Source organism: Bosea sp. (in: a-proteobacteria) (genome assembly GCF_023953965.1).
In the GTDB taxonomy this organism is placed as follows: Bacteria; Pseudomonadota; Alphaproteobacteria; order Rhizobiales; family Beijerinckiaceae; genus Allobosea.
In genome coordinates, this window is sequence record NZ_JAMLIX010000001.1 from 2620059 (window position 1) to 2641323 (window position 21265).

The following is a 21265-nucleotide window of genomic DNA, read 5'->3' on the forward strand; positions in this document are numbered from 1 at the left end:
ATTTCGTGTTTAACTGGCCTGCCGCGATTTGGGGAGAGAGGCATGAAGCAGAGATCGCTTTTCGGGCTTTCGGAGCCTCTGGAGCGGCTGAGCCAGATTACCCGCCTGGGGGTGGTATTATCTCTTGACCGTGCCCGATGACTTCTCTCGGCTCACCGTCGCCTGGAATCTTTTTCCAGGATGCGCGCCGATGACGTTGCCGCCAAGCTCGATCTGGCGCTAGTGGCAGCGGTGCGCGACCAGATCACGGTCGCGCACCGGCCAAGGCTGTTGAGCGACAACGGCTCGTCCTACATCTCGGCTGACCTCTCCGCCTGGCTCGACGGCAAGGGCATGGAGCACGTTCGCGGCGCGCCCTACCATCCCCAGACGCAAGGCAAGATCGAGCGCTGGCACCAGACCCTCAAGAACCGCATCCTGCTCGAGAATTACTATCTGCCTGGCGATCTCGAAAGGCAGATTGCGGCCTTCGTCGAGCACGACAACCATGCGCGCTACCACGAGAGCCTCGGCAACCTGACGCCCGCCGATGTCTACCTCGGCCGCGAGCAGGCCATCCTCACCAATCGCGAAAGGATCAAGCCCCAGACCATCCAGCAAAGACGCTTACAGCATCACCTGCAGGCCGCATAGCCTCAAACCCAGATGAGCCAGAACCTCCGTTCCTGAGACGCCGAAACGGTCTCAAATCATCTGATGACGGACAGTAATTCAGTGCTTAGGTAGCCCTACTGGAGGTTCGAGTCAGCGGGGTAAAACGATCACGCGGCCAATTGATGCGACCGTTTGCGTCATCGCGCCTAGTTGGAAAATCCAGCATTTGCCTACAGCATTGACACCTGAATTTTACAGTCCCACTTCAATTAAGTATCTTAAATTCCTAAACTTTGGTCCAGACTACGAATCTGAGGGTCAGAGGTTCGAATCCTTTCGGGCGCGCCACGCTCCGCCGATTGCCCTCTACGGTGCGCTATGGCCGCCGATCACCGCCGATTACCCTATCGGCAGAAGATTACATCAAAGCCGCCGATAGCCCGCTACGGTACGACAACAGTGGCCGCGTCGTCACAAGTCTGGTCAGGTCGCGGTCGTCAGATTCACCCGCCGCGACAAGGCTTCAGCGCTTTCTTTTCGCTCGGAATAGCGATCCGTCAGGTAGGACGACACGTCGCGCGTCAGCAGCGTGAACTTGACCAGTTCCTCCATCACATCGACCACCCGATCATAGTAGGGCGACAGCTTCATCCGGCCCGCCTCGTCGAACTCCTGAAAGGCTTTGGCGACGGAGGACTGGTTGGGGATCGTGACCATCCGCATCCAGCGGCCGAGCACACGCATCTGGTTGAGGGCGTTGAAGCTCTGCGAGCCGCCGGAGACCTGCATGACGGCGAGAGTCCGGCCCTGCGTCGGCCTTACCGCGCCAACCGAAAGGGGAATCCAGTCGATCTGCGCCTTCATCACCGCGCTCATCGCACCGTGACGCTCGGGGCTGGTCCAGACCTGTCCCTCCGACCAGAGCGAGAGTTCGCGCAGTTCCTGCACCTTGGGATGATTGACGTCAGCTCCGTCCGGCAACGGCAAGCCGGACGGATCGAAGATACGTGTTTCCGCCCCAAAATGTTTCAGCAGACGCTCAGCCTCGAATGTCAGGAAACGGCTGTAGGATCGTTCACGCAGGGAGCCGTAAAGCAGCAGGATACGCGGCGGGTGGGTCGAGGGTGTCGCATCGCGCAGCCTGCCAATGCCCGGAGTATCAACGCAACCGGCATCTAGATTGGGAAGATCGTCCGACATCAACGCTGCTCTTCCGCCAGCTTTGAAACTTTGCCGCCGCGCTCATACCAGCCTTTGGAGCGGTTCACGATCCAGACGACCGAGAGCATCACCGGCACTTCGATCAGCACGCCGACGACCGTGGCGAGCGCCGCGCCCGAGTGAAAGCCGAACAGGCTGATGGCGGCAGCAACCGCTAGCTCGAAGAAGTTCGACGCACCGATCAGCGCCGAGGGACCGGCGACGCAATGCTGCTCGCCGGCCATCCGGTTGAGCAGATAGGCAAGCCCTGAGTTGAAATAGACCTGAATCAGGATCGGCACGGCCAGCAGGCCGATGATCGCCGGCTGCGCGATGATCTGTTCGCCCTGAAAGCCGAACAACAGCACCAGCGTCGTCAGCAACGCAACGAGAGAGGCTGGACCGAGCCTCGCAAGAAGTCTGTCGAGTGCAGCCTGCCCACCGAGTGCCAGAAGCTGGCGACGAATGAGCTGCGCGATAATGACGGGGATGACGATATAGAGCACGACAGACAGGACCAGCGTGCCCCATGGCACGGTAATGGCTGACAGGCCCAGCAGCAGGGCGACAATGGGCGCAAAAGCGACAACCATAATGGCGTCGTTGAGCGCGACCTGGCTCAACGTGAAATGCGGCTCGCCCTTGGTGAGGTTCGACCAGACGAATACCATGGCCGTGCAAGGTGCTGCGGCAAGTATGATGAGGCCGGCAATATAGCTGTCGATCTGATCGGCCGGCAGATAAGGCCGGAACAGCCAGCCAATGAACAGCCAGCCCAGCAGCGCCATAGAGAATGGCTTCACTGCCCAGTTGATGAACAGCGTCACGCCGATGCCGCGCCAGTGGCGGCCGACCTCGCCCAGCGCCGCGAAGTCGATCTTGAGCAGCATGGGGATGACCATCAGCCAGATCAGTACAGCGACCGGCAGGTTGACGCTGGCGATCTCTGCCGATCCAATTATCTGAAACACACCCGGCAGCAGATGGCCGAGCGCGATGCCGGCGACGATGCACAGCGCGACCCACAGGGTGAGATAGCGTTCGAAGGTGGGCATGGAATTCCCTCAGGCCGTAGCCACGCGCCGGCCGTGCTCGTCGATCACGCGCTCGCCGTCTTCCTTGACGAATTCGCCGCGTTGCGCGGGCAGCAGATCGAGCACTTCCTCGGACGGTCGGCAGAGCCGGACGCCCATCGGACTGACGACGATGGGCCGGTTGATCAGGATGGGATGCGCCATCATTGCGTCGAGCACCTGCTCGTAGCTCAGCGCTGGGTCGCCTAGGCCCAACTCGGCATAGGGCGTGCCCTTTTCCCGAAGCAGGTCGCGCACCGATATGCCCATGCGCGCGATGAGCTGGGTCAGCATTTCCCGAGACGGCGGCATCTTGAGATATTCGATGACATGTGGCTCGACGCCGGCATTGCGGATCATCGCCAGCGTGTTGCGCGAGGTGCCACAATCCGGGTTGTGATAGATAATGACGTCCATGGTCCGCCTCACGCCGCGCTGTTGCGTGGAGACGACGCGCCATCGGATTGGCCGATCTCGGTTAGCTTTGTGCGCAGCGACGCCTTGTCGAGACTGGCGACTGGCAAGGACGTGAAGGCTGAGATGCGGTTCTTCATGTAGCGGAAGGCCGCAACGAAAGCGGCTTCCTTCTGTATATCCGACCCCTCGACGGCCGCCGGGTCTTCGATACCCCAATGCGCGGTCATGGGCTGTCCGGGCCAGACCGGGCAGGCTTCGCCAGCGGCGTTGTCGCAGACGGTAAAGACGAAATCCATGACGGGCGCGTCGGGGCAGGCAAACTCCTCCCAGCTCTTGGAGCGGAAGCCCTCAGAGGGGTAGTCAAAGCTCTGCAACACTTTCACCGCGAAGGGATTGACCGCGCCCTTGGGCTGCGACGGTCGTGTCCCCGGTCGTGGTGTAGCTGACGGCAGGAACCGTCGAGCGCCGGCGTTGGCCGGGCTGGTCAGGCGGCCACGGCGGGCAGGCTGACGAGCGGATCATCGCTGATCGGGGCGATGCTTTCCAGCGTGATGTAGCGAGCCCGCTGGACGGCCCATTCATCATTCTGTTCGAGCAGGATGGCGCCGACGAGCCGGGTGATGGCGGCCTCGTTGGGGAAGATGCCGACGACCTCGGTCCGACGCTTGATCTCGCCGTTGAGACGCTCCAGCGGGTTCGTCGAATGGAGCTTGGCGCGATGCTGCGCCGGGAAGGTCATGTCGGCGAGCACCTCGGTCTCGGCTTTGTCCATCAGGGCCGCGAGCTTCGGAACGGTCGGCCTGAGCTGGTCGGCGACCTTGCGCCATTGTTGGCTGGCAGCGACCGCATCGTTCTGGGCGAAGGCGGTGGCGATGAAGGCCGAGACGACCCGCCGCCCCGAGCGGCCGGCATGGGCGAGCGCATTGCGCATGAAGTGAACCCGGCAACGCTGCCAGGTTGCGGTGAGGACCTTCGAGACGGCGGCCTTGATGCCCTCATGGCTGTCGGAGACGACGAGCTTGACGCCGCGCAGACCGCGCCGCGCCAGCTTGCGCAGGAACGCGGCCCAGAAGGTCTCGGCCTCGGACGGGCCGATATCCATCCCCAGCACCTCGCGCCGGCCGTCGCTGTTGACGCCGACCGCCACGATCACCGCGACCGAGACGATCCGGCCAGCCTGGCGCACCTTCACATAGGTGGCGTCGATCCAGAGATAGGGCCAGTCGCCCTCGATCGGCCGGTCGAGGAAGGCCTGCACCCGCTCGTCGATCTCCTCGCAAAGCCGCGAGACCTGGCTCTTCGAGATGCCGCTCATCCCCATCGCCTTGACCAGGTCGTCGACCGAGCGGGTCGAGATCCCCTGGATGTAGGCCTCCTGGATCACCGCGGTGAGCGCCTTCTCCGCCATGCGACGCGGCTCGAGGAAGCCCGGAAAGTAGGAGCCCTTGCGCAGCTTGGGGATGCGCAGCTCGACCGTGCCGGCGCGCGTCTCCCAGTCACGCTCGCGATAGCCGTTGCGCTGGGCCAGCCGATCCGGGCTCTTCTCGCCGAAACCGGCGCCCGTCAGGCTGCCGACCTCCAGCTCCATCAGGCGCTGGGCGGCAAAGCCGATCATCTCGCGCAGAAAATCCGTGTCGGGGCTCTTCTCCAGCAGCCCGCGCAGGCTCATCATCTCGTCGGTCATCGGGGATCTCTCGGTTCGGGGTTGGCATTCGCAACCCAAACCTAACCGGCAATCGCCGATGACCGCCCGTCAGCTACACCATCACTAGGGACGCGACCCCGATCCCGGTGGCGGCGAGCTTCGCCGAGCTGAACGTGATGCTGGCAGAGCGCTGCCGCCGGCGGCAGGACGAGCGGGCTGGTCGGCATGCGCAGACGATCGGCGAACGGCTCCTGGCCGATCTTGAAGCCCTGCGCTCCTTGCCGGCAGTGCCGCTGGAGCCGTGCGAGAAGCGCGGCGGGCGTGTCTCGTCGACGGCACTGGTCCGTTATCGCTCCAACGACTACTCGGTGCCGACGGCCTATGGCTTCCAGGATGTGGTGGTGAAGGGCTTCGTCGAAGAGGTCGTGATCCTGTGCCGGGGCGAGGAGATCGCCCGGCACCCGCGCAGCTACGGGACCGGCGTGTTCGTCGCCGATCCGCTGCATTATCTGGCGCTGATCGAGGTGAAGCCGAACGCGCTCGACCAGGCGGCGGCGTTGCAGGGTTGGGATCTGCCCGAGAGCTTCCAGCATCTGCGCCATCTGCTGGAGGCCCGGATGGGCAATCGCGGCAAGCGCGAGTTCATCCAGGTATTGCGGCTGATGGAGGCTCTGCCGCGCGAGGTCGTGAGCTTCGCCGTCGGCGAGGCGATCCGGCTTGGTGCGATCGGCTTCGATGCGGTGAAGCTGATCGCCCTGGCGCGCCTGGAGCGGCGCCCGGCTCGCCTCGACCTGGCGGCCTATCCGCATCTGCCGAAGACCATGGTGAAGACGACCTCGGCCGCCGACTATGCGGTGCTTCTGCCGGGAACGGCGGCATGACGGGCGCGGCGAAGGAGTCGATGCCGGCGGGGACCACCGCGGGAACGCCGCAGATCCTGCTGGCGCACCACCTCAAGCATCTGAAGCTGCCGACCGTGCTGCGCGAATACGACAAGGTGGCGCGGGAATGCGCCCGGGACGGCGTCGATCATCCCCGCTATCTGCTGCGGCTGGTCGAACTCGAACTGATCGACCGGGAACGGCGCATGGTCGAGCGGCGGATCCGGGCGGCGCGCTTCCCGGCGGTGAAGAGCTTCGACACCTTCGACTTCACCGCGATCCCGAGCCTCAACAAGATGCTCGTGCTGGAGCTGGCGCGCTGCGGCTACATCCTGCGCCGGGAGAACATCATCGCGCTCGGCAACAGCGGCACGGGCAAGACCCATGTCGCTCTCGCGCTCGGGCTGGCCGCTTGCCAGAAGGGCTTCTCTGTCGCCTTCGCGACGGCGGCTTCCCTGGTCAATCAGCTCCTCGAGGCCCGCGACGAGAAGCGCCTGCTCCGGCTCCAGCGCGAGTTGCAGGCGGTCAAGCTGCTGATCGTCGACGAGCTTGGTTATGTGCCGCTGTCGCCGACCGGCGCCGAGCTTCTGTTCGAGGTCTTCTCGCAGCGCTACGAGCGCGGCTCGACCATCGTCACCTCGAACCTGCCCTTCGAGGACTGGACCTCGGTCCTCGGGTCCGAGCGCCTGACCGGTGCGCTTCTCGACCGGCTGACCCACCACGTCAGCATCCTGGCCATGAACGGCTACAGCTACCGCCTCAGGCAATCCGCCGGCCGTCGCCGTGCCACCGCCGCGGCGGAGGAAAACCAGGCCACAGTAGACGAAGCCGATCCCGAAACCGGCGAGATCATCGCCTGAGCAATCCCGGCAGCGCGATATGGCGAGGGCCCCGATCGGGGCCCTCGCCATATCCGCCGCTCGCCAACGCCAGTGGCCTGCTTTTACTCCGCCACGATGGCCTGGAATCCGACCGCCGTTGACAGGGAGCCCTGATGATCGAGGATGGACTTCAGGTTCCGCTCCAGCTGGGCCTGGGCGCGCCTCTTTGCGGCAGTGGCGTCGACGAGAACAAACACGCGCTATCCCCCTCAGATTACAGGTCAACGAACTATAGAGCAGGCCAAGGAACGGGAAATGGTCGATTTGGCCCAATCCACGACTACTCGGCGGGCTTGCTCTGGTCAGACTGTGCTGATCCTCTGCCGCACGCCGGCGAACACACCGAGGAAGAAGGCGAAGAAATAGAGCCGCGCCACTAAGTTGAGCGTGTCGAGCAGATCCGAGTTCTCGGCGTTCGGATAAATGACGCCAACGGAAACGTCATCATCCTCAGCCGTGCGCCCGAATAGCTTCCCGATGAGCAGGCCGGCCCGGACTGTCGAGTGGATGACGTTCCGATAGACGACCGTCGTGGCCTGCTCGGGGACGAGGTTATAGCCGGGCAGCTTTGCCGGATGGACGATGGCGCTGAACGCGAATGTGGACCAATAAAGTGCCCACCCCAGGTACATGATCGACAGGATCGCGCCGCCGCCGAATAGGGCGAGATTCGTGGCCCTGCTTTCATCCGGTGGCGTGCGTTCGAAAGTCGTCTTTGCGGTCTTGTAAACGAAGAACAGCGGTGCCGCGGCTAGAAAGACGGCGAGGCCAACTATCACGACGTGGGAAGCGCGACTTTTCGTAGCGCGCCAGGCGCTGTGGCCGGCACCTGCCCCGTAGCCCACGAGGAATGAGCGGGTAAGCCACTGTCCTTCCTTCGCCATCGCCCCCCCCAACCAGTCCCACATATCGCTAGACTAGAGTAGTGAAGCTCAGTGTCAGGAGGTGTCAGTAGGTGGCAGTTGGGCCATGTCGCTGGATTCGACAGAAGCCGAAGTTCGGCCTTTGAACAGGAACGCTCCGAAGCGGACGTTCCGGACGTCAGCCATGCGGCAGGTTGGGTTGCTCGATTACCGAATTGCATAGATTGCCCTGAAGCAGACGTTCCTAGCGTCAGCTATGGGCCAGGTACGGCCATAGCCGAGTTGCGAACTCGTCTCATTCCGAAGCTAACCCGTCTCTGACCCCCGGCCGCTGGAATGGACGGAAAATCCGAAATGGCGCGTCAGAGACACGCGCCAGGCTGGCCGAGAGTTCGGCGCGTGAGCGCCGGCTGATCATCGCGTTCTATCGGTCGCGAGATTCGTAAGTGACAACGAAGGCGCGGGTTTTCCGCGCAATTGGAAATTCGCCGGCTATCCGGAGAACGGCTGGTGCTGCGAGAGAGGATTGAACTCTCGACCTCTCCATTACCAATGGAGTGCTCTACCACTGAGCTACCGCAGCAAATCCGCCGGCCGGACAGCGCCGGTCCGATGCGGCGCCCTGATGCCATAAGCGCAGGGCGGACGCAACCCGCTCTCTCAATCCGGCAGCAATAAGCGCGGGTCGATCCGGAAGAGCCGGCCATCGCCGATGAGATGGGCGCTGAAACCTTCGCGGAACAGCGGCCGGAAGGCCGCCTCGCGCAGGTTGAGCCCGCCGGCATAAGCGCCCATCGCCGGCATCACGCAGCGGCGCGCGGACAGGGCAAAGCAGCGCCGCCTGACCGCCCGTCCGCGCAGCCTCACCTTCGCCGCCGGATGCAGATGGCCGGCGATCTCATGGCCGCTGCACGGGGTCGGCTCGTGGCGCAGCGTCACGCCGGAAAGCGCGATCGCGGCGGCGCTGTCGCCGCCCATGGCGGCGCCGATGGCGGGGTCGTGGTTGCCGGTGATCCAGAGCCAGTCGCGGCCTCGCTGCAAGTGTCTCAGCATCGCGCGCGTCTCGGGCGCCAGCCTGGTTTCCGCCTTGCGGTCGTGGAAGGAATCGCCGAGCGCGATCACGCGTGCCGGCTGGCGGCGCCCGATCGCATGGCCGAGCGCGGCGAGCGTCGCGGCCGAATCATAGGGCGGCAGCATCACCCCGCGCGCCGCGAAGGCCGAGCCTTTCTCCAGATGCAGGTCCGCGACGACGAGCGTGCGCTCCTCAGGCAGCCAGAGCGCGCCCGAGAGATCGGGCACGAGCACGAGCCGGCCCAGCATGAAGGCTTCGCCGGTGCTCAAGGGTTGCGTCACGCCATCGCCTCTTGCGTCAGCATCGCCTCCGCCTCCGCCAGGATCTCGTCAGCCGCCTCGCCATAGACCGCCTCGCGCCCGATCTCGAGCATCACCGAGACGCCGAGCGGCGAAACGTGAGCGAGCGGCTGATGCACGATTCGCCCGCTGATCCGTGTCAGCATCTCGCCGAGCCGGCGAATGTCGAGCAGGCCGGTCGCCGCATCCGCCCGCGCCGCCTTGAGCAGGATATGGTCGGGCTCGTGCCGGCGCAGCACGTCGTAGACGAGATCGGTCGAGATCGTCACCTGCCGGCCGCTTTTCTCCTGGCCCGGATAGCGGCGCTCGATCAGCCCGCCGATGATGGCGCAGGAGCGGAAGGTGCGCTTCATCAGCGCCGATTCCGCCATCCACGCCTCGAGATCGTCGCCGAGCATGTCCTCGGCGAACAATTCGTCGAGATCGAGCGCGCCGCGCGCGATGGCTGCCGTGAGGTCGCCCAGCGTCCAGCAGGCGAGGCCGTAATCGTTGCAGACGAAGCCGAGCGGGCGCATCCGGGCGCGCTCCAGCCTTCGCGTCAGCAGCATGCCGAGCGTCTGGTGGGCGAGGCGGCCCTCGAAGGGATAGGCGACGAGATAGAAGCGCCCGCCGCGCGGAAAGGTCTCGACCAGGAGCTCGCCGGGCTTGGGCAGCCGCGATTTCCGCTGCTGCGCATCAAGCCAGGCCGAAACCTCCTCCGGCAGCGTGTTCCACATCGCCGGCGAAGCCAGCATGGCGCGCACGCGCTCGGCGAGGAAGGTCGAGAGCGGGAACTTGCCGCCGTCATAGGAGGGGATCTTCGGGTCCGTGCCGGGCGCGGCGCGCGAGCAGACAGCCTCGTTCTCGACGATCCCCTCGAAGCGCAGGACCTCGCCGGCGAAGACGAAGGTATCGCCCGGCACCAGGGTCTCTGCGAAATACTCCTCGACCTCGCCGAGCACGCGCCCGCCGCGGCTGATCATGCCGGCAACCTTTGGCGTTGAAGAGCTGCCGGGCCTTCCGGCCCGCGCCCGGCCGAGCCGGACCTTCAGCATCGTCGCCTCGACGATGGTGCCGACATTCATGCGGTATTGCTGGATGACGCGGGCGTTGCTGGCGCGCCAGAGGCCGGCCTTATCCTGCCTGAGCTTGGCGAAGCGCTCATAGCTCTTCAGCGCATAGCCGCCGGTCGCGACGAAAGCGACGACCGCGTCGAAATCGGCGCGGGCGAGATCGGCGTAAGGCGCGGCGCCGCGGACCTCCCGATAGAGCGCATCGGCCTCGAAACCGTCCGAGCAGGCGACGCCGAGCACATGCTGGGCGAGCACGTCGAGCGCGCCGATGCGGGGTGTGGGCGTATCCTGCGCCGCCTCGTGCACGGCTTCGAGCGCGGCCCGGCACTCCAGCAATTCGAAGCGGTTCGAGGGCACCAGCAGCGCCTCGGAAGGCTCGTCCATGCGGTGGTTGGAGCGGCCGATGCGCTGGATCAGGCGGCTCGCCCCCTTCGGCGCGCCGAGATTGACGACGAGATCGACATCGCCCCAGTCGATGCCGAGATCGAGCGTCGCGGTGCAGACCACCGCCTTGAGGCGCCCCTGCGCCATCGCCGCCTCGACCTTGCGGCGCTGCTGGGCATCGAGCGAGCCGTGATGCAGCGCGATCGGCAGGCTGTCCTCGTTGAGGTTCCACAGCGCCTGGAAGGCGAATTCCGCCTGCATGCGCGTGTTGACGAAGACGAGGGTGAGCTTGTGCGCGCGGATCGCCTCATAAACCTCGGTCACCGCATGCAGCGTGGTGTGGCCGGCGATCGGCAGGTTGCGCTGCGTATCGAGGATGGCGATCCGCGGCTTCGCCCCGCCTGCGACGATGACGAGCCCGGCCGGCGTCCCGGCGCCGCCGAGATAGCGCTGGAGGTCGGCCGGCTCGCGCACCGTAGCCGACAGGCCGACCGCCGAGACCTGCGGCGCCAGCGTCTTCAGCCGGGCGAGGTCGAGCGCCAGCAGGTCGCCGCGCTTGGAGGTGACGAGCGCGTGCAGCTCGTCGAGCACGATGCGCCTGAGGTTCGCGAAGAACGGCGCCGCGTCGCGATGCGAGACCAGGAGCGCGAGCTGCTCCGGGGTGGTCAGCAGGATATCGGGGGGCCTGGCGATCTGGCGCGTGCGCTTGGCGGCGGAGGTGTCGCCGGTGCGGGTCTCGATCGTGACCGGCAATCCCATCTCGCGCACCGGCGCTTCGAGATTGCGGGCGATGTCGACGGCGAGCGCCTTCAGCGGCGAGATATAGAGCGTGTGCAGCCCGTCATGCCGACCCTCGCGCTCGCTGAGCTCGACCAGCGAGGGCAGGAAGCCGGCGAGCGTCTTGCCCGCTCCCGTGGGGGCGACGAGCAAGGTCGAGCGCCCGGCGCGAGCCTCGTCCAGAAGCGCGAGCTGATGCGGCCGCACGCTCCAGCCGCGCCCTGCGAACCAGGCAGCGAAAGCGGGCGGAAGCGGGGAGGGGGCGGCCATGCCGGCGCAGGATAGGGGTTGAGGAGGGAGAACGAAAGGAGAATAACCTCCCTCACCGCTTCTGCGCCACCACCAAGAGCCCCGGCACGGGCGCGCCGCGATCCTGCCGCACGCTGGCGGGCTCGACGCATAGGGGAGTGAGCCCGGCATCCGTGAGCCGCTCCCGCAACCAGGCCTCCGCATGTGCGAAACGCCGATCCCCACCGACCACCACGCCTTCGCCGTCATGGCTCTGCACCGTGAAGGCGAAGAGGCCGCCGGGCTCGAGCACGCGCGCGCTCTGGGCGAAGCAGGGGGCGAGATCGCCGAGATAGACGAAGACATCGGCCGCGATCACGAGGTCGGCGGAATGGTCGGGACGGCTGGCCAGGAAGTCCGTCAATCCCGCGACGGAGAGCTTGTCGTAGAGCGGCGTTCCGTCGGGAGCCATCTTGTTGCGCGCCCGCTCGATCATGCGCGGCGAGAGATCGCAGCCGGCGATGAAGCCGCTTTGCTCGTGGATCGCCTCGCCCATCAGCCCGGTGCCGCAGCCGAGATCGTAGACAATGTCGAACCGGAAGGGGCGGCCGGCGTTGCTGCAGCAGCGGATGAGCGCGGCCTTCAGCAGGTCGGGCGCGTTGTAGTGCAGGGTTTGGGTCAGATGGCTGTCGAAGCGGTCGGCATAGGCGTCGAACAGCGCGCCGGAGAAATGCTCCAAGGTCGCCTGCTCGGCCGGCAGCGCGCCGATGCGGGCGAGGTCGAGTCGCGCGCCGAAAGGATCGTCGGGGTCGAGATCGAGGCATTGCCGCCAGGCGGTGGCCGCCTCTTCCTGATGGCCGAGCGCCTCCTGGGCGAGGCCATAGAGATGCCAGCCGGCGGCGAAATGATAGGCTTCAGCCAGCGTCTGGTCGAGGATGTCGACCGCCGCCCGCGCGTCCCCGTCCTTCAGCGCGGCCTCGGCCCAGCCATAGCGGCGGTCGAGCACGGGGTCGCCGGACGAGGCGAAATGCGTGGTCGAGCCCGGATCGGTCATGGTGACCGATGTAACCGAGGAGGGTGATGCTGGCCAGACGAAGCGCCCGCTGGCGCCCCTCCGAATTGCTGCTGCCGACGCCGGCCGGGCTCTATTGCCCGCCGGCCGACGCCTATATCGACCCGGTCCGCCCGGTGGCGCGGGCGCTGATCACCCATGGCCATTCCGACCATGCGCGGGCCGGCCACGGCGCCGTGCTGGCGACGCGCGAGACGCTGGCCATCATGGCGCTGCGCTATGGCGAGAGCTTCGCCGGTTCTCGGCAGGTGGCGGTGCCGGGCGAGGCGATCCGCGTCAGTGAGGTCGATTTCACCTTCGTGCCGGCCGGCCATGTCCTCGGCTCGGCCCAGATCGTGGTCGAGAGCCGGTCCTTACGCATCGCCGCCTCGGGCGACTACAAGCGCGAGCGCGACCCGACCTGCGCGCCCTTCGAGCCCGTGGCCTGCGACGTCTTCATCACCGAGGCGACTTTTGGCCTGCCGGTCTTCCGCCATCCGCCGGCTGCGGGGGAGGTGGCCAAGCTCCTGGAATCGGTCCGGCTCTTTCCGGAGCGGACGCATATCGTCGGCGCCTATTCGCTCGGCAAGGCGCAGCGCGTCATGGCCCTGATCCGCGAGGCTGGCTATGGGCAGCCGCTCTACATCCACGGCGCCGTCGAGAGGATCACGGCATTCTATGAGGCTGAGGGTATTCCGCTCGGCGAGATCCGCCCGGTCGCCGGGGAGGATCGCAAGGCGCTCGGCGGCGCGATCGTCATCTGCCCGCCGAGCGCGACGCAGGATCTGTGGGCGCGCCGCTTCCCCGATCCGGTCACTGCCTTCGCCTCGGGCTGGATGCGCATCCGCGCGCGGGCCCGCCAGAAGGGCGTCGAGCTGCCGCTCGTCATCTCCGACCACGCCGATTGGGACGATCTCACCGCCACGATCCGCGAGACCGGGGCCGGCGAGATCTGGGTCACGCATGGCGAGGCCGAGGCGCTCGTCCACTGGTGCGGCACGGCCGGCCTGAAGGCAAAGCCCCTGCAACTCGTCGGCTATGGCGACGAAGGCGAGGCCGAGACGGAAGGGGAGGCGGCCGATGCTGCCGTCTAGGCAATGTGGGCGATTGCTGGATTGCTCTCGATTCGAACCGTCATTCCGGGGCGCGCCGCAGGCGCGAACCCGGAACCCACGACCGGGTGAAACCTTCGATGCCCGGTTGTCAGCGGCTCACCCGGTCGTGGGTTCCGGGCTCTTCGCTCCGCGAAGCCCCGGAATGACAGCACCGGGAGCCTGCTCAGCGCGAGGCCGCCACCACCGGCCGGACCGGGGCGGCCATGCCGACCATCGCATTCGCCATGTCGCGGGCGAGGCAGTCATAGCCGGCATCGCTCATGTGGAAGCCGTCGTTCCAGAGCGCGGCCTTGAACGCCTCGGCATCGGCCCGGTGCCATTCGCGCATCGCGGCATAGCGGGCGAAGACCGGCACGGCCTCGCGCCTCGCGATCTCACCGACCGCCTCGACATAGCGGCCATAGCGCTCGGGATCGCGCACGGAGGGGAAGAATTGCGGATCGAGGATGGCGAGCGCGGGGCCCGCCGCGCGCACCAGCGCGATGCCCTCGGCGACCATGCCCCGGAAGGCGTCGAGATCGCCGCCCCTGACGGCGTCGTTGGTGCCGACCTGCCAGATCACGAGGTCGTAGGCTTGCGCCTTCAGCGCGGCCCTGAGCCGGGCGAGGGTCTGCGGCGCGGTCTCGCCGCCGATGCCGGCATTGACGATCGTGACCGGGGACAGCGGCCACGCCTTGGCGAGCAGCGCCTGCAGGCGGGCGGGATAGGTCTTGTCGCGGGCGCTCGCGCCGACGCCCTCCGTCGAGGAGGAGCCGATGGCGAGGATGGCGAGCGGCTGGCCCTGCGCGACCCTGGCCGAGAGCGGCGCGAGCGCCGTGTTCGCCTGCACGATCGGGCTCTCGCGGCAGGAGAAGCCCGCGGCTTCGGCGGGTGCTGCGGCCGAAAGCGTCGCGGCGACGACAGGCAAGGCGAGGAACCGCATCGCGGCGCGCATCGACGGCTTTCTCCGGGCTACCCTGCCGCCGTTAAGGTTCGCTTCATGAACGGTAGCTGAACGATGAACCGCTTCGCCCGGCTGCTCGACCGCCTCGCCTATGAACCGCGCCGCAACGCCAAGCTCGCGCTGATCGCGGATTACCTGCGTACGACGCCCGATCCCGATCGCGGCTATGCGCTGGCGGCGATGACGGGCGGGCTCTCATTCCGCCACGCCAAGGCCGGGCTCGTCCGCGCGCTGATCGCGGAGCGGACCGACCCGGTGCTGTTCGCGCTCTCCTACGACTATGTCGGCGATCTTTCCGAGACGGTCGCGCTGCTATGGCCGGCGCGGCACGGAACGAACGCGGTGCCGCATCTGCCGGAGGTGGTCGAGAGCCTGCGCGAGGCCGGCAAGACCGATCTGCCGCGCCTCGTCGCCGCCTGGCTCGACGCGCTCGACGAGACCGGCCGCTGGGCGCTGCTGAAGCTCATCACCGGCTCACTTCGCATCGGCGTCTCGGCCCGCCTCGCCAAGACGGCGGCCGCGAGCCTCGGCGGCGTGCCAGCCGACGAGGTCGAGCAGGTCTGGCATGGGCTGAAGCCGCCCTATGCCGAGCTCTTTGCCTGGCTGGAGGGCAGGGGCGAGCGGCCGGAAGCGCGCGATCCGGCGCCGTTTCGCCCGGTGATGCTCTCGCATCCGGTCGAGGACGGCGATTTCGACAGGCTCGATCCGGCCGAATTCTGTGCCGAGTGGAAATGGGACGGCATCCGCGTCCAGGCGGCGAGCTGCGCCAAGGCCGACGGCACGCGCGTGACGCGGCTGTTTTCGCGCACCGGCGAGGACATCGCCGGGGCCTTCCCCGATCTCGTCGAGGCGTTGACCGAGGACGGGGCGCTCGACGGCGAATTGCTGGTGATGCGCGAGAGCGCCGTGCAGAGCTTCAACACGCTGCAGCAGCGCCTCAACCGCAAGAGCGTCACCGCGAGGATGCTCGGCGAATTTCCGGCCCATATCCGCGTCTACGACCTTCTCGTCGATGGGCAGGAGGACATCCGGCACCTGCCCTTCGCGGCGCGGCGCGCGCGGCTTGAGGCTTTCCTTTCGCGCCTCGCCGGCATCCGCTTCGACCTGTCGCCGCTGATCCCCTTCGGCTCCTGGGACGAGCTGAGGGCGGCTCGCGCCGACCCCGCCTCGGCCGGGGCGGGCGCCGATGCGGAGGCCGTCGAGGGCTGCATGATCAAGCGCCGCGATTCGCCCTATCTGCCCGGCCGCCCCAAGGGCCATTGGTGGAAATGGAAGCGCGACGCCCGCCTCGTCGACTGCGTGCTGATGTATGCCCAGCGCGGGCACGGCAAGCGTTCCTCCTTCTATTCGGACTACACTTTCGGCGTCTGGCGCGCGGGCGAGGCGGGCGGAGAGGAGCTGGTTCCGGTCGGCAAGGCCTATTTCGGCTTCACCGACGAGGAACTCGTCGTACTCGACCGCTATGTCCGCAAGAACACGGTGAACCGCTTCGGCCCGGTGCGCGAGGTCGTCCACGAGGCGGGGGCCGGCCTCGTCTTCGAGGTCGCCTTCGAGGGCCTGCAGCGCTCGACCCGGCATAAATCCGGTCTCGCCATGCGTTTTCCCCGGATCAGCCGCATCCGCTGGGACAAGCCGCCGCGCGAGGCCGACCATATCGAGGTGTTGGAGGCGATGCTGCCGGCCGCCGGTTGATCCGTAGCGGGTTGCGGCTCTGCGTTGGCTATGCTTGTGATCGGCTCCCCGTCTGGGGCAAAATAAAAGTTGCATAAGGGGAGGGATGGCGATGACCAGGCAGCCTTCGACGCGAATCGTCATCGCGGACGACCATCCGCTGTTTCGCGGCGCCTTGCGCCAGGCCGTCTCGTACGCCATCGGCGGGGCCGAGGTCAGCGAGGTCGGCTCGTTGGAGGCCCTGACCGAGGCGCTGGCCGGCGGCGGCGACGCCGATCTCGTCCTGCTCGACCTGACCATGCCGGGCGTGCAGGGTTTTTCGGGCCTGCTCTTCCTGCGGGCCGACCATCCGGAGATCCCGGTCATCGTCGTCTCGGCCAATGACGATCCGGCGGTGATTCGCCGCTGCATCGAGTTCGGCGCGCTCGGCTTCCTGCCCAAGACCGCCGATCTCGCCCAGATGGGCGAGGCGATCCGCGCCGTGCTCGACGGCGGCGTCTGGACCCCGCCCGGCGTCGATCTGTCCGCACCCGTGGATGCCGAGGTCGCCGACATGGTGCGCCGCCTCTCGACGCTGACGCCCCAGCAGGTCAGGGTGCTGATGATGCTGTCGGAGGGGCTGCTCAACAAGCAGATCGCCTATGAGCTCGGCGTCTCCGAGGCGACGGTGAAGGCCCATGTCTCGGCGATCCTGACCAAGCTCGACGTCGACAGCCGTACGCAAGCCGTGATCGCCGCCTCGAAGATCGCCGGCACCGCCTGGGCCACGGCGGGCGCGTCGGCCACGGGCTGAGCCGCGTTCAGCCCCGGTTCAAGCGCGGCGGGTTTCAGGTTAAGACAGCGCGGAAGCGCCCCGAGCCACATGGGGCGCAACAGGATGACGATTGCTTCCATGGAACGGTTTCTCGGCGGCTCGCCGCTCAGCGTCCTCGTCCGTCTCGTCTTCATCTCGCTGCTCGTCGGCGCGGCGATGGCCTTCCTCGGCCTCTCGCCGCAGAACCTCTACGAGGCGGCGGCGCGTTTCATCCGCTCGATCACCGGGCTCGGCTTCGACGCCGTGCGCGAGGTTGGGCAATGGCTCGTCGCCGGCGCCGTGATCGTCGTGCCGCTCTGGCTGCTGATGCGGCTCTTCGCGGCGCGTAAATAAACCTTACAGCCCCTCGCCGCGGGCGATCCCCGCGGCGTCGCGCCCGATCAGGGCGGTGAGCCGCGTCAGACCGGCGCGGCGCGCCCGCCTGGCGAGCCCGGCCTTGATCTCCTTCGCCAGGCCCGGCCCCTTGAACACCATCGCCGAGTAGAACTGCACCAGCGTCGCGCCGGCGCGGATCTTGGCGAAGGCCGTCTCGGCCGAATCGACGCCGCCGACGCCGATCAGCGGGAACTGCCCTTCGACGCGCAGGAAGGCTTCGGCCAGGATGCGGGTCGAGGCGGTGAAGAGCGGCTTGCCGGAGAGTCCGCCGGTCTCGGCCTTGTGGGCGCTCTTGAGGCTTTCCGGGCGCGTGACCGTGGTGTTGGAGACGATCAGTCCGTCGATGCCGCGCCGGCGCGCCACCGCGATCATGCCGTCGAGCTCCGGCATGGTCAGGTCCGGCGCGATCTTGACGAGGACGGGCGTGCGCTTGTCCGCGGACTCGTCGCGCGCGGCGAGCGTGCGCGCCACGAGGTCGTCGAGCGCTGCCTCGGCCTGGAGGTCGCGCAGGCCCGGCGTGTTCGGCGAGGAGACGTTGATCGTCAGGAAATCGGCGAGGGGCGCGAGGCGGCGCGCCAGCACCGCGTAATCGGCGGCGCGATCGGCGGAGTCCTTGTTGGCGCCGAGATTGACGCCGACGATGCCGCCGCGGCCCTGCCTGGCTTCGAGCCGCCTCGCCACGGCCTCCATGCCCTCGCTGTTGAGGCCGTAGCGGTTGATCACGGCCTCGTCCTCGGTCAGCCGGAAGACGCGCGGGCGCGCATTTCCGGGCTGCGGCAGCGGGGTGACGCCGCCGACCTCGACGAAGCCGAAGCCCAGCCCCAGCGCGCCGTCGACCGCCTGCGCATGCTTGTCGAAGCCGGCCGCGAGCCCGACCGGGTTGGGGAAGGTGAGCCCGAACGCCTCGGTCGCGAGCACCGGGTCGTCGGCGCCGGGCTTCAGCGCGGGTGCGGCGGCGAGCGCCGCGACCGTCAGGCGATGCGCCGTCTCCGCGTCCATGCGATGGATCAGCGGCCGGGCGAGACCGAACAGGGTGCCGATCATGCCAGCGCCTCCGCGACGGCGTGGCTGCCATCGGCCTTGCGCGGCAGGGGCGCGATCCAGCGTGCCGCCTGCGGGTCGAGCGCGGCGTAGAGATGCGGGAACAGGGCGCCACCGCGCGAGGGCTCGTAGCGGAGCGCTGGGCCCAGGCGCTCCGCCTCCACGGCGACGACGAGGAGCCCGTCCTGGCCGGCGAAATGCTTCGCCGCGGTCTCGGCAAGCTGGGCGGCGGTGGAGAAATGGATGTAGCCGTCGGCGAGGTCGACCGGGGCGCCGTCGAAGCGGCCCCGGGCTTCCGCCTCGCGCCAGAGCGGGGCGGGGCATATCTTGTAGATCAGGGGCAACGGAAGCCTCGCGCAGATGTCCGGCACCGGCTTAAACGCTGGCAGGAGGATTCCGCAAGCCATTGCTGAATCGCGGCGAGATTCGGATTGAAATCTTATTTAATAGGGGATATTTCCTATCGCTAATCCCCGCCGAACGGCAAGAGCCAAGCGAGGCCTCAGCGATGCTGTCACATGACCAGATCTGGGGGGCGATCGATGCGCTCGCCCAGCGTTACGGGTTCACCGCCTCGGGGCTGGCGCGCAAGGCCGGGCTCGACGCCACGACCTTCAACCGCTCCAAGCGCGTCGCCCCCGACGGGCGCGAGCGCTGGCCCTCGACGGAGTCGATCGCCAAGATCCTGGCGGCGACCGGCGCCTCCTTCGACGAGTTCATGAGCGTGGTCCTGCGCCGCGAGCAGGCCCCGGCGCGTACCATCCCGCTGATCGGCTTCGCCCAGGCCGGCTCGGGCGGCTTCTTCGACGATGGCGGCTTTCCGGTCGGCACGGGCTGGGAGGAGGTCGCCTTTCCCGGCGTCGCCGAGGAGAAGGCCTATGCGCTCGAGATCTCCGGCGATTCGATGCTGCCGCTCTATCGTGACGGCGACACCATCATCGTCTCGCCGACCGCGACGGTCAGGCGCGGTGACCGCGTCGTGGTCAAGACGGTGGAGGGCGAGGTGCTGGCCAAGCAGCTCAGGCGCCAGACCGCGCGGACGGTCGAACTCGCCTCGCTCAACCCGGAGCATCCCGACCGCGTGCTGAACCTCGCCGAGATCGCCTTCATGGCGCGGGTGATCTGGGCGAGCCAGTAGGTGCGCCGGCGCGCCGCGTTATCCGTTGTCATTGCTTCGCTGCGCTCGCAATGACGGAAGACGGGGTGCGGTCAATGCCCGTGGCGCGCCGCGCCGGCAGCGTCACCGAAAAGACCGCGCCGGTGGCGGAGGGTTCGAGCGCGATCGCGCCGCCATGGAGCCGGACGAGCTCGGCTGCGACCGCAAGGCCAAGCCCGGTCCCGCCCGGCGTCACCGAGCCGCGAAAGGCCTGGAACAGATTGGCCCGCGCCCGCTCGGGCACGCCCGGCCCGTTGTCGATGACGCGCAGCGCGACCGAGCCGTTCTCGATCCCCGCCGTCACCGTCAGCACCGGCTCGCTGCCGGCTTCCGCGCCGGCCCGCGTCAGCGCCTGGATCGCGTTGCGCATCAGGTTCGTCAGAACGCGGGCCATCTGGTCGGGGTCGCAAGGGAGCACCAGTTCGGCGGGGACCCGGTTCTCGAAGCGCGGCTTCTTGCCCTCGCCGAGGCCGAGCATCTCCGCCTGCTCGGCGACGAGGAGGCGCAGCGGCACGTCGCGGAGGGAAGGCGTCGCCTCGGCGGCGCGGCCATAGGCGAGGGTGGCCTCGCAGAAAGCGATGGCGCGCCCCAGCGTCGCGATCAGGCGCGGCGCGAAGCGGCGGATCTTGGCGTCGCGGGTCTCGATGAGCTGGTCGGACATGAGCTGCGCCGCCGCCAGCATGTTGCGCAGATCGTGGTTGATCTTCGAGACGGCGAGGCCGAGCTCGGCGAGGTGCTTCTTGGTGCGCAACTCGTCGGCGAGCGTCGCCTGCATGCGGGCGAGCGCGCGCTCGGCCTCGCCGATCTCGTCGGCGCTGAGCGAGGGCTCGATGATCCGCCGCGGATTTTCGGGCTCCGCCTCGAACGCCGTGACGTTCGCAGCCAGACGCCGGATCGGCCAGACGATCAACGCGTTGAGCGCGATATAGACGGCAAGCGCCGTCAGCCCGGTCATCAAGAGCGAGATCAGCAGCAGGTTTCCGGAGAATGTCAGCATCGCCTGGCGCAGCGGCGCCTCGTCGATGACGATCTCGACGAAATCGGCGCCGCCGACCGCCTCGCCGACGACGCGGATCGGCATGGTCGCTGGCGCGACGAGCACGGCGAGCGCTTCCTCGATCGCGCCGATCCAGCCGAGGCTGCGCAGGTCGACCGAGCGCGAGACCTCCGGCGGCGGCATCGAATCGAGGCTGAGCAAGCGCCGCGCGCCGCCGACGCGCGCCGCGATGGCGCGGGCTCCCACCCCCATCAGCAGGCGATTCTCGCTGCCTTCGGGCAGGCCGTCCTCCGGCGCACCTTCCAGCACCAGCGCCGCGACCTGCGCGGCGGCGATCCGGTCATGCAGCCAGTTGCGCCGGAAATTCGCGATGGAGGGCAGATAGATCAGCACCTCCGCCAGCATGACGAAAAGCACGGTGACGAACAGGAGCTTGGCCGAAAGGCCGAGGCGCGGCCGGTTGATCGACAGGGCTTGCTTGGGCGGATGCATCGCCTGTGATCCTAAAGCATTTTCGCGGGAAGTAGAGACCGATGCGCATCGGGAAAATGCGGTGGAATAACGAGTTAGGATCGTTCCTGATCAGCGCTGCCCCTCGTCATTCCGGGGCGCGCCTTCAGGCGCGAACCCGGAGCCCACGACCGGGTGAGGCATCCGATGCCGCGTTGCGGGCTGCTCGCTCACCCGGTCGTGGGTTCCGGGTTCTTCGCTGATGCGAAGCCCCGGAATGACGAGG

The 21265-nt window shown here is 67.4% G+C and carries 19 protein-coding genes, 2 tRNA genes and 2 pseudogenes; 9 read left to right on the forward strand and 14 right to left on the reverse strand.

All coding sequences use genetic code 11. The annotated features are described in order from the left end of the window. Positions 1-94: 94 nt before the first annotated feature. Both M9917_RS12185 and M9917_RS12190 read left to right on the forward strand, forming a co-directional pair. A pseudogene (locus tag M9917_RS12185) lies at positions 95-633 on the forward strand (transposase); the annotation flags it as partial. 163 nt (positions 634-796) lie between these two features. Further along, positions 797-942 (forward strand) — tRNA-Ser (locus M9917_RS12190). A gap of 135 nt (positions 943-1077) precedes the next feature. Here the strand turns inward: M9917_RS12190 and arsH are convergent. The 5 genes from arsH to M9917_RS12215 are packed head-to-tail and all read right to left on the reverse strand — an operon-like array spanning position 1078 to position 4968. Further along, positions 1078-1794: an arsenical resistance protein ArsH gene (gene arsH / locus M9917_RS12195; RefSeq protein WP_297254007.1), complete on the reverse strand. Its 717-nt coding sequence runs from the start codon at positions 1792-1794 to the stop codon at positions 1078-1080. Beyond that, positions 1794-2849 (reverse strand): ACR3 family arsenite efflux transporter, encoded by a 1056-nt coding sequence (arsB, locus tag M9917_RS12200; RefSeq protein WP_297254009.1) that lies wholly within the window; start codon positions 2847-2849, stop codon positions 1794-1796. Before arsB ends, arsH begins: the two co-directional genes overlap by 1 nt. A 9-nt stretch (positions 2850-2858) precedes the next feature. Then, positions 2859-3284: an arsenate reductase (glutaredoxin) gene (arsC, locus tag M9917_RS12205; protein ID WP_297254011.1), complete on the reverse strand. Its 426-nt coding sequence runs from the start codon at positions 3282-3284 to the stop codon at positions 2859-2861. 8 nt (positions 3285-3292) lie between these two features. After that, entirely contained in the window at positions 3293-3772 is a 480-nt protein-coding gene (locus M9917_RS12210) for an arsenate reductase ArsC (protein WP_465246379.1), read from the reverse strand. After that, entirely contained in the window at positions 3769-4968 is a 1200-nt protein-coding gene (locus tag M9917_RS12215; RefSeq protein ID WP_297253988.1) for an IS256 family transposase, read from the reverse strand. The genes M9917_RS12210 and M9917_RS12215 overlap by 4 nt, the downstream gene beginning before the upstream one ends. A gap of 95 nt (positions 4969-5063) precedes the next feature. Between M9917_RS12215 and M9917_RS12220 the strand changes: the two are divergent. Both M9917_RS12220 and istB read left to right on the forward strand, forming a co-directional pair. Next, a pseudogene (locus tag M9917_RS12220) lies at positions 5064-5810 on the forward strand (Mu transposase domain-containing protein); the annotation flags it as partial. Then, positions 5807-6670 (forward strand): IS21-like element helper ATPase IstB, encoded by an 864-nt coding sequence (istB, locus tag M9917_RS12225; RefSeq protein WP_297254013.1) that lies wholly within the window; start codon positions 5807-5809, stop codon positions 6668-6670. The pseudogene M9917_RS12220 and the gene istB, both read left to right, overlap by 4 nt. A gap of 323 nt (positions 6671-6993) precedes the next feature. On the opposite strand, the gene M9917_RS12230 is transcribed toward istB, so the two are convergent. The 5 genes from M9917_RS12230 to M9917_RS12250 all read right to left on the reverse strand — a co-directional run bounded on the left by M9917_RS12230 (position 6994) and on the right by M9917_RS12250 (position 12420). Next, positions 6994-7575 (reverse strand): hypothetical protein, encoded by a 582-nt coding sequence (locus M9917_RS12230; protein WP_297254015.1) that lies wholly within the window; start codon positions 7573-7575, stop codon positions 6994-6996. 487 nt (positions 7576-8062) lie between these two features. Further along, positions 8063-8137: transfer RNA gene (locus M9917_RS12235), tRNA-Thr, on the reverse strand. A 77-nt stretch (positions 8138-8214) separates the two neighbouring features. Beyond that, positions 8215-8874: a ligase-associated DNA damage response endonuclease PdeM gene (pdeM, locus tag M9917_RS12240; RefSeq protein ID WP_297254857.1), complete on the reverse strand. Its 660-nt coding sequence runs from the start codon at positions 8872-8874 to the stop codon at positions 8215-8217. A gap of 29 nt (positions 8875-8903) precedes the next feature. Continuing rightward, positions 8904-11408 carry a ligase-associated DNA damage response DEXH box helicase gene (locus M9917_RS12245; protein ID WP_297254017.1) on the reverse strand — a complete coding sequence of 835 codons (2505 nt, stop codon included), beginning with the start codon at positions 11406-11408 and terminating at the stop codon, positions 8904-8906. A 52-nt stretch (positions 11409-11460) separates the two neighbouring features. Beyond that, positions 11461-12420, reverse strand: coding sequence for a methyltransferase domain-containing protein (locus tag M9917_RS12250; RefSeq protein WP_297254019.1), 960 nt, complete (start codon positions 12418-12420; stop codon positions 11461-11463). Positions 12421-12446: 26 nt separating this feature from the next. Here M9917_RS12250 and M9917_RS12255 point away from each other — a divergent pair, with 26 nt between their 5' ends. Further along, positions 12447-13511 (forward strand): ligase-associated DNA damage response exonuclease, encoded by a 1065-nt coding sequence (locus tag M9917_RS12255; protein WP_297254021.1) that lies wholly within the window; start codon positions 12447-12449, stop codon positions 13509-13511. A 184-nt stretch (positions 13512-13695) separates the two neighbouring features. On the opposite strand, the gene M9917_RS12260 is transcribed toward M9917_RS12255, so the two are convergent. Next, positions 13696-14466 (reverse strand): SGNH/GDSL hydrolase family protein, encoded by a 771-nt coding sequence (locus M9917_RS12260; protein WP_297254023.1) that lies wholly within the window; start codon positions 14464-14466, stop codon positions 13696-13698. A 63-nt stretch (positions 14467-14529) separates the two neighbouring features. Between M9917_RS12260 and M9917_RS12265 the strand changes: the two genes are divergently transcribed. The 3 genes from M9917_RS12265 to M9917_RS12275 all read left to right on the forward strand — a co-directional run bounded on the left by M9917_RS12265 (position 14530) and on the right by M9917_RS12275 (position 17293). After that, entirely contained in the window at positions 14530-16167 is a 1638-nt protein-coding gene (locus tag M9917_RS12265; RefSeq protein ID WP_297254025.1) for a cisplatin damage response ATP-dependent DNA ligase, read from the forward strand. A 91-nt stretch (positions 16168-16258) separates the two neighbouring features. Beyond that, on the forward strand, positions 16259-16939 hold the full coding sequence (locus M9917_RS12270) for a response regulator (protein WP_297254027.1): 681 nt from the start codon (positions 16259-16261) through the stop codon (positions 16937-16939). 99 nt (positions 16940-17038) lie between these two features. Beyond that, entirely contained in the window at positions 17039-17293 is a 255-nt protein-coding gene (locus tag M9917_RS12275; RefSeq protein ID WP_297254029.1) for a DUF6460 domain-containing protein, read from the forward strand. Positions 17294-17296: 3 nt separating this feature from the next. Here M9917_RS12275 and M9917_RS12280 read toward each other — a convergent pair whose 3' ends face one another. Then, the gene (locus M9917_RS12280) at positions 17297-18379 is read right to left on the reverse strand and encodes a quinone-dependent dihydroorotate dehydrogenase (RefSeq protein ID WP_297254032.1); all 1083 of its coding nucleotides are present in this window, start codon (positions 18377-18379) and stop codon (positions 17297-17299) included. Beyond that, positions 18376-18720, reverse strand: a complete 345-nt coding sequence (locus tag M9917_RS12285; RefSeq protein WP_297254034.1) for a DUF952 domain-containing protein — start codon at positions 18718-18720, stop codon at positions 18376-18378. Before M9917_RS12285 ends, M9917_RS12280 begins: the two co-directional genes overlap by 4 nt. Positions 18721-18884: 164 nt before the next feature. Here M9917_RS12285 and M9917_RS12290 point away from each other — a divergent pair, with 164 nt between their 5' ends. Further along, complete coding sequence (locus tag M9917_RS12290) at positions 18885-19514, forward strand: S24 family peptidase (RefSeq protein ID WP_297254036.1); 630 nt, start codon at positions 18885-18887, stop codon at positions 19512-19514. 28 nt (positions 19515-19542) lie between these two features. Here M9917_RS12290 and M9917_RS12295 read toward each other — a convergent pair whose 3' ends face one another. Continuing rightward, entirely contained in the window at positions 19543-21021 is a 1479-nt protein-coding gene (locus M9917_RS12295) for a sensor histidine kinase (protein WP_297254038.1), read from the reverse strand. Positions 21022-21265 lie beyond the last annotated feature (244 nt).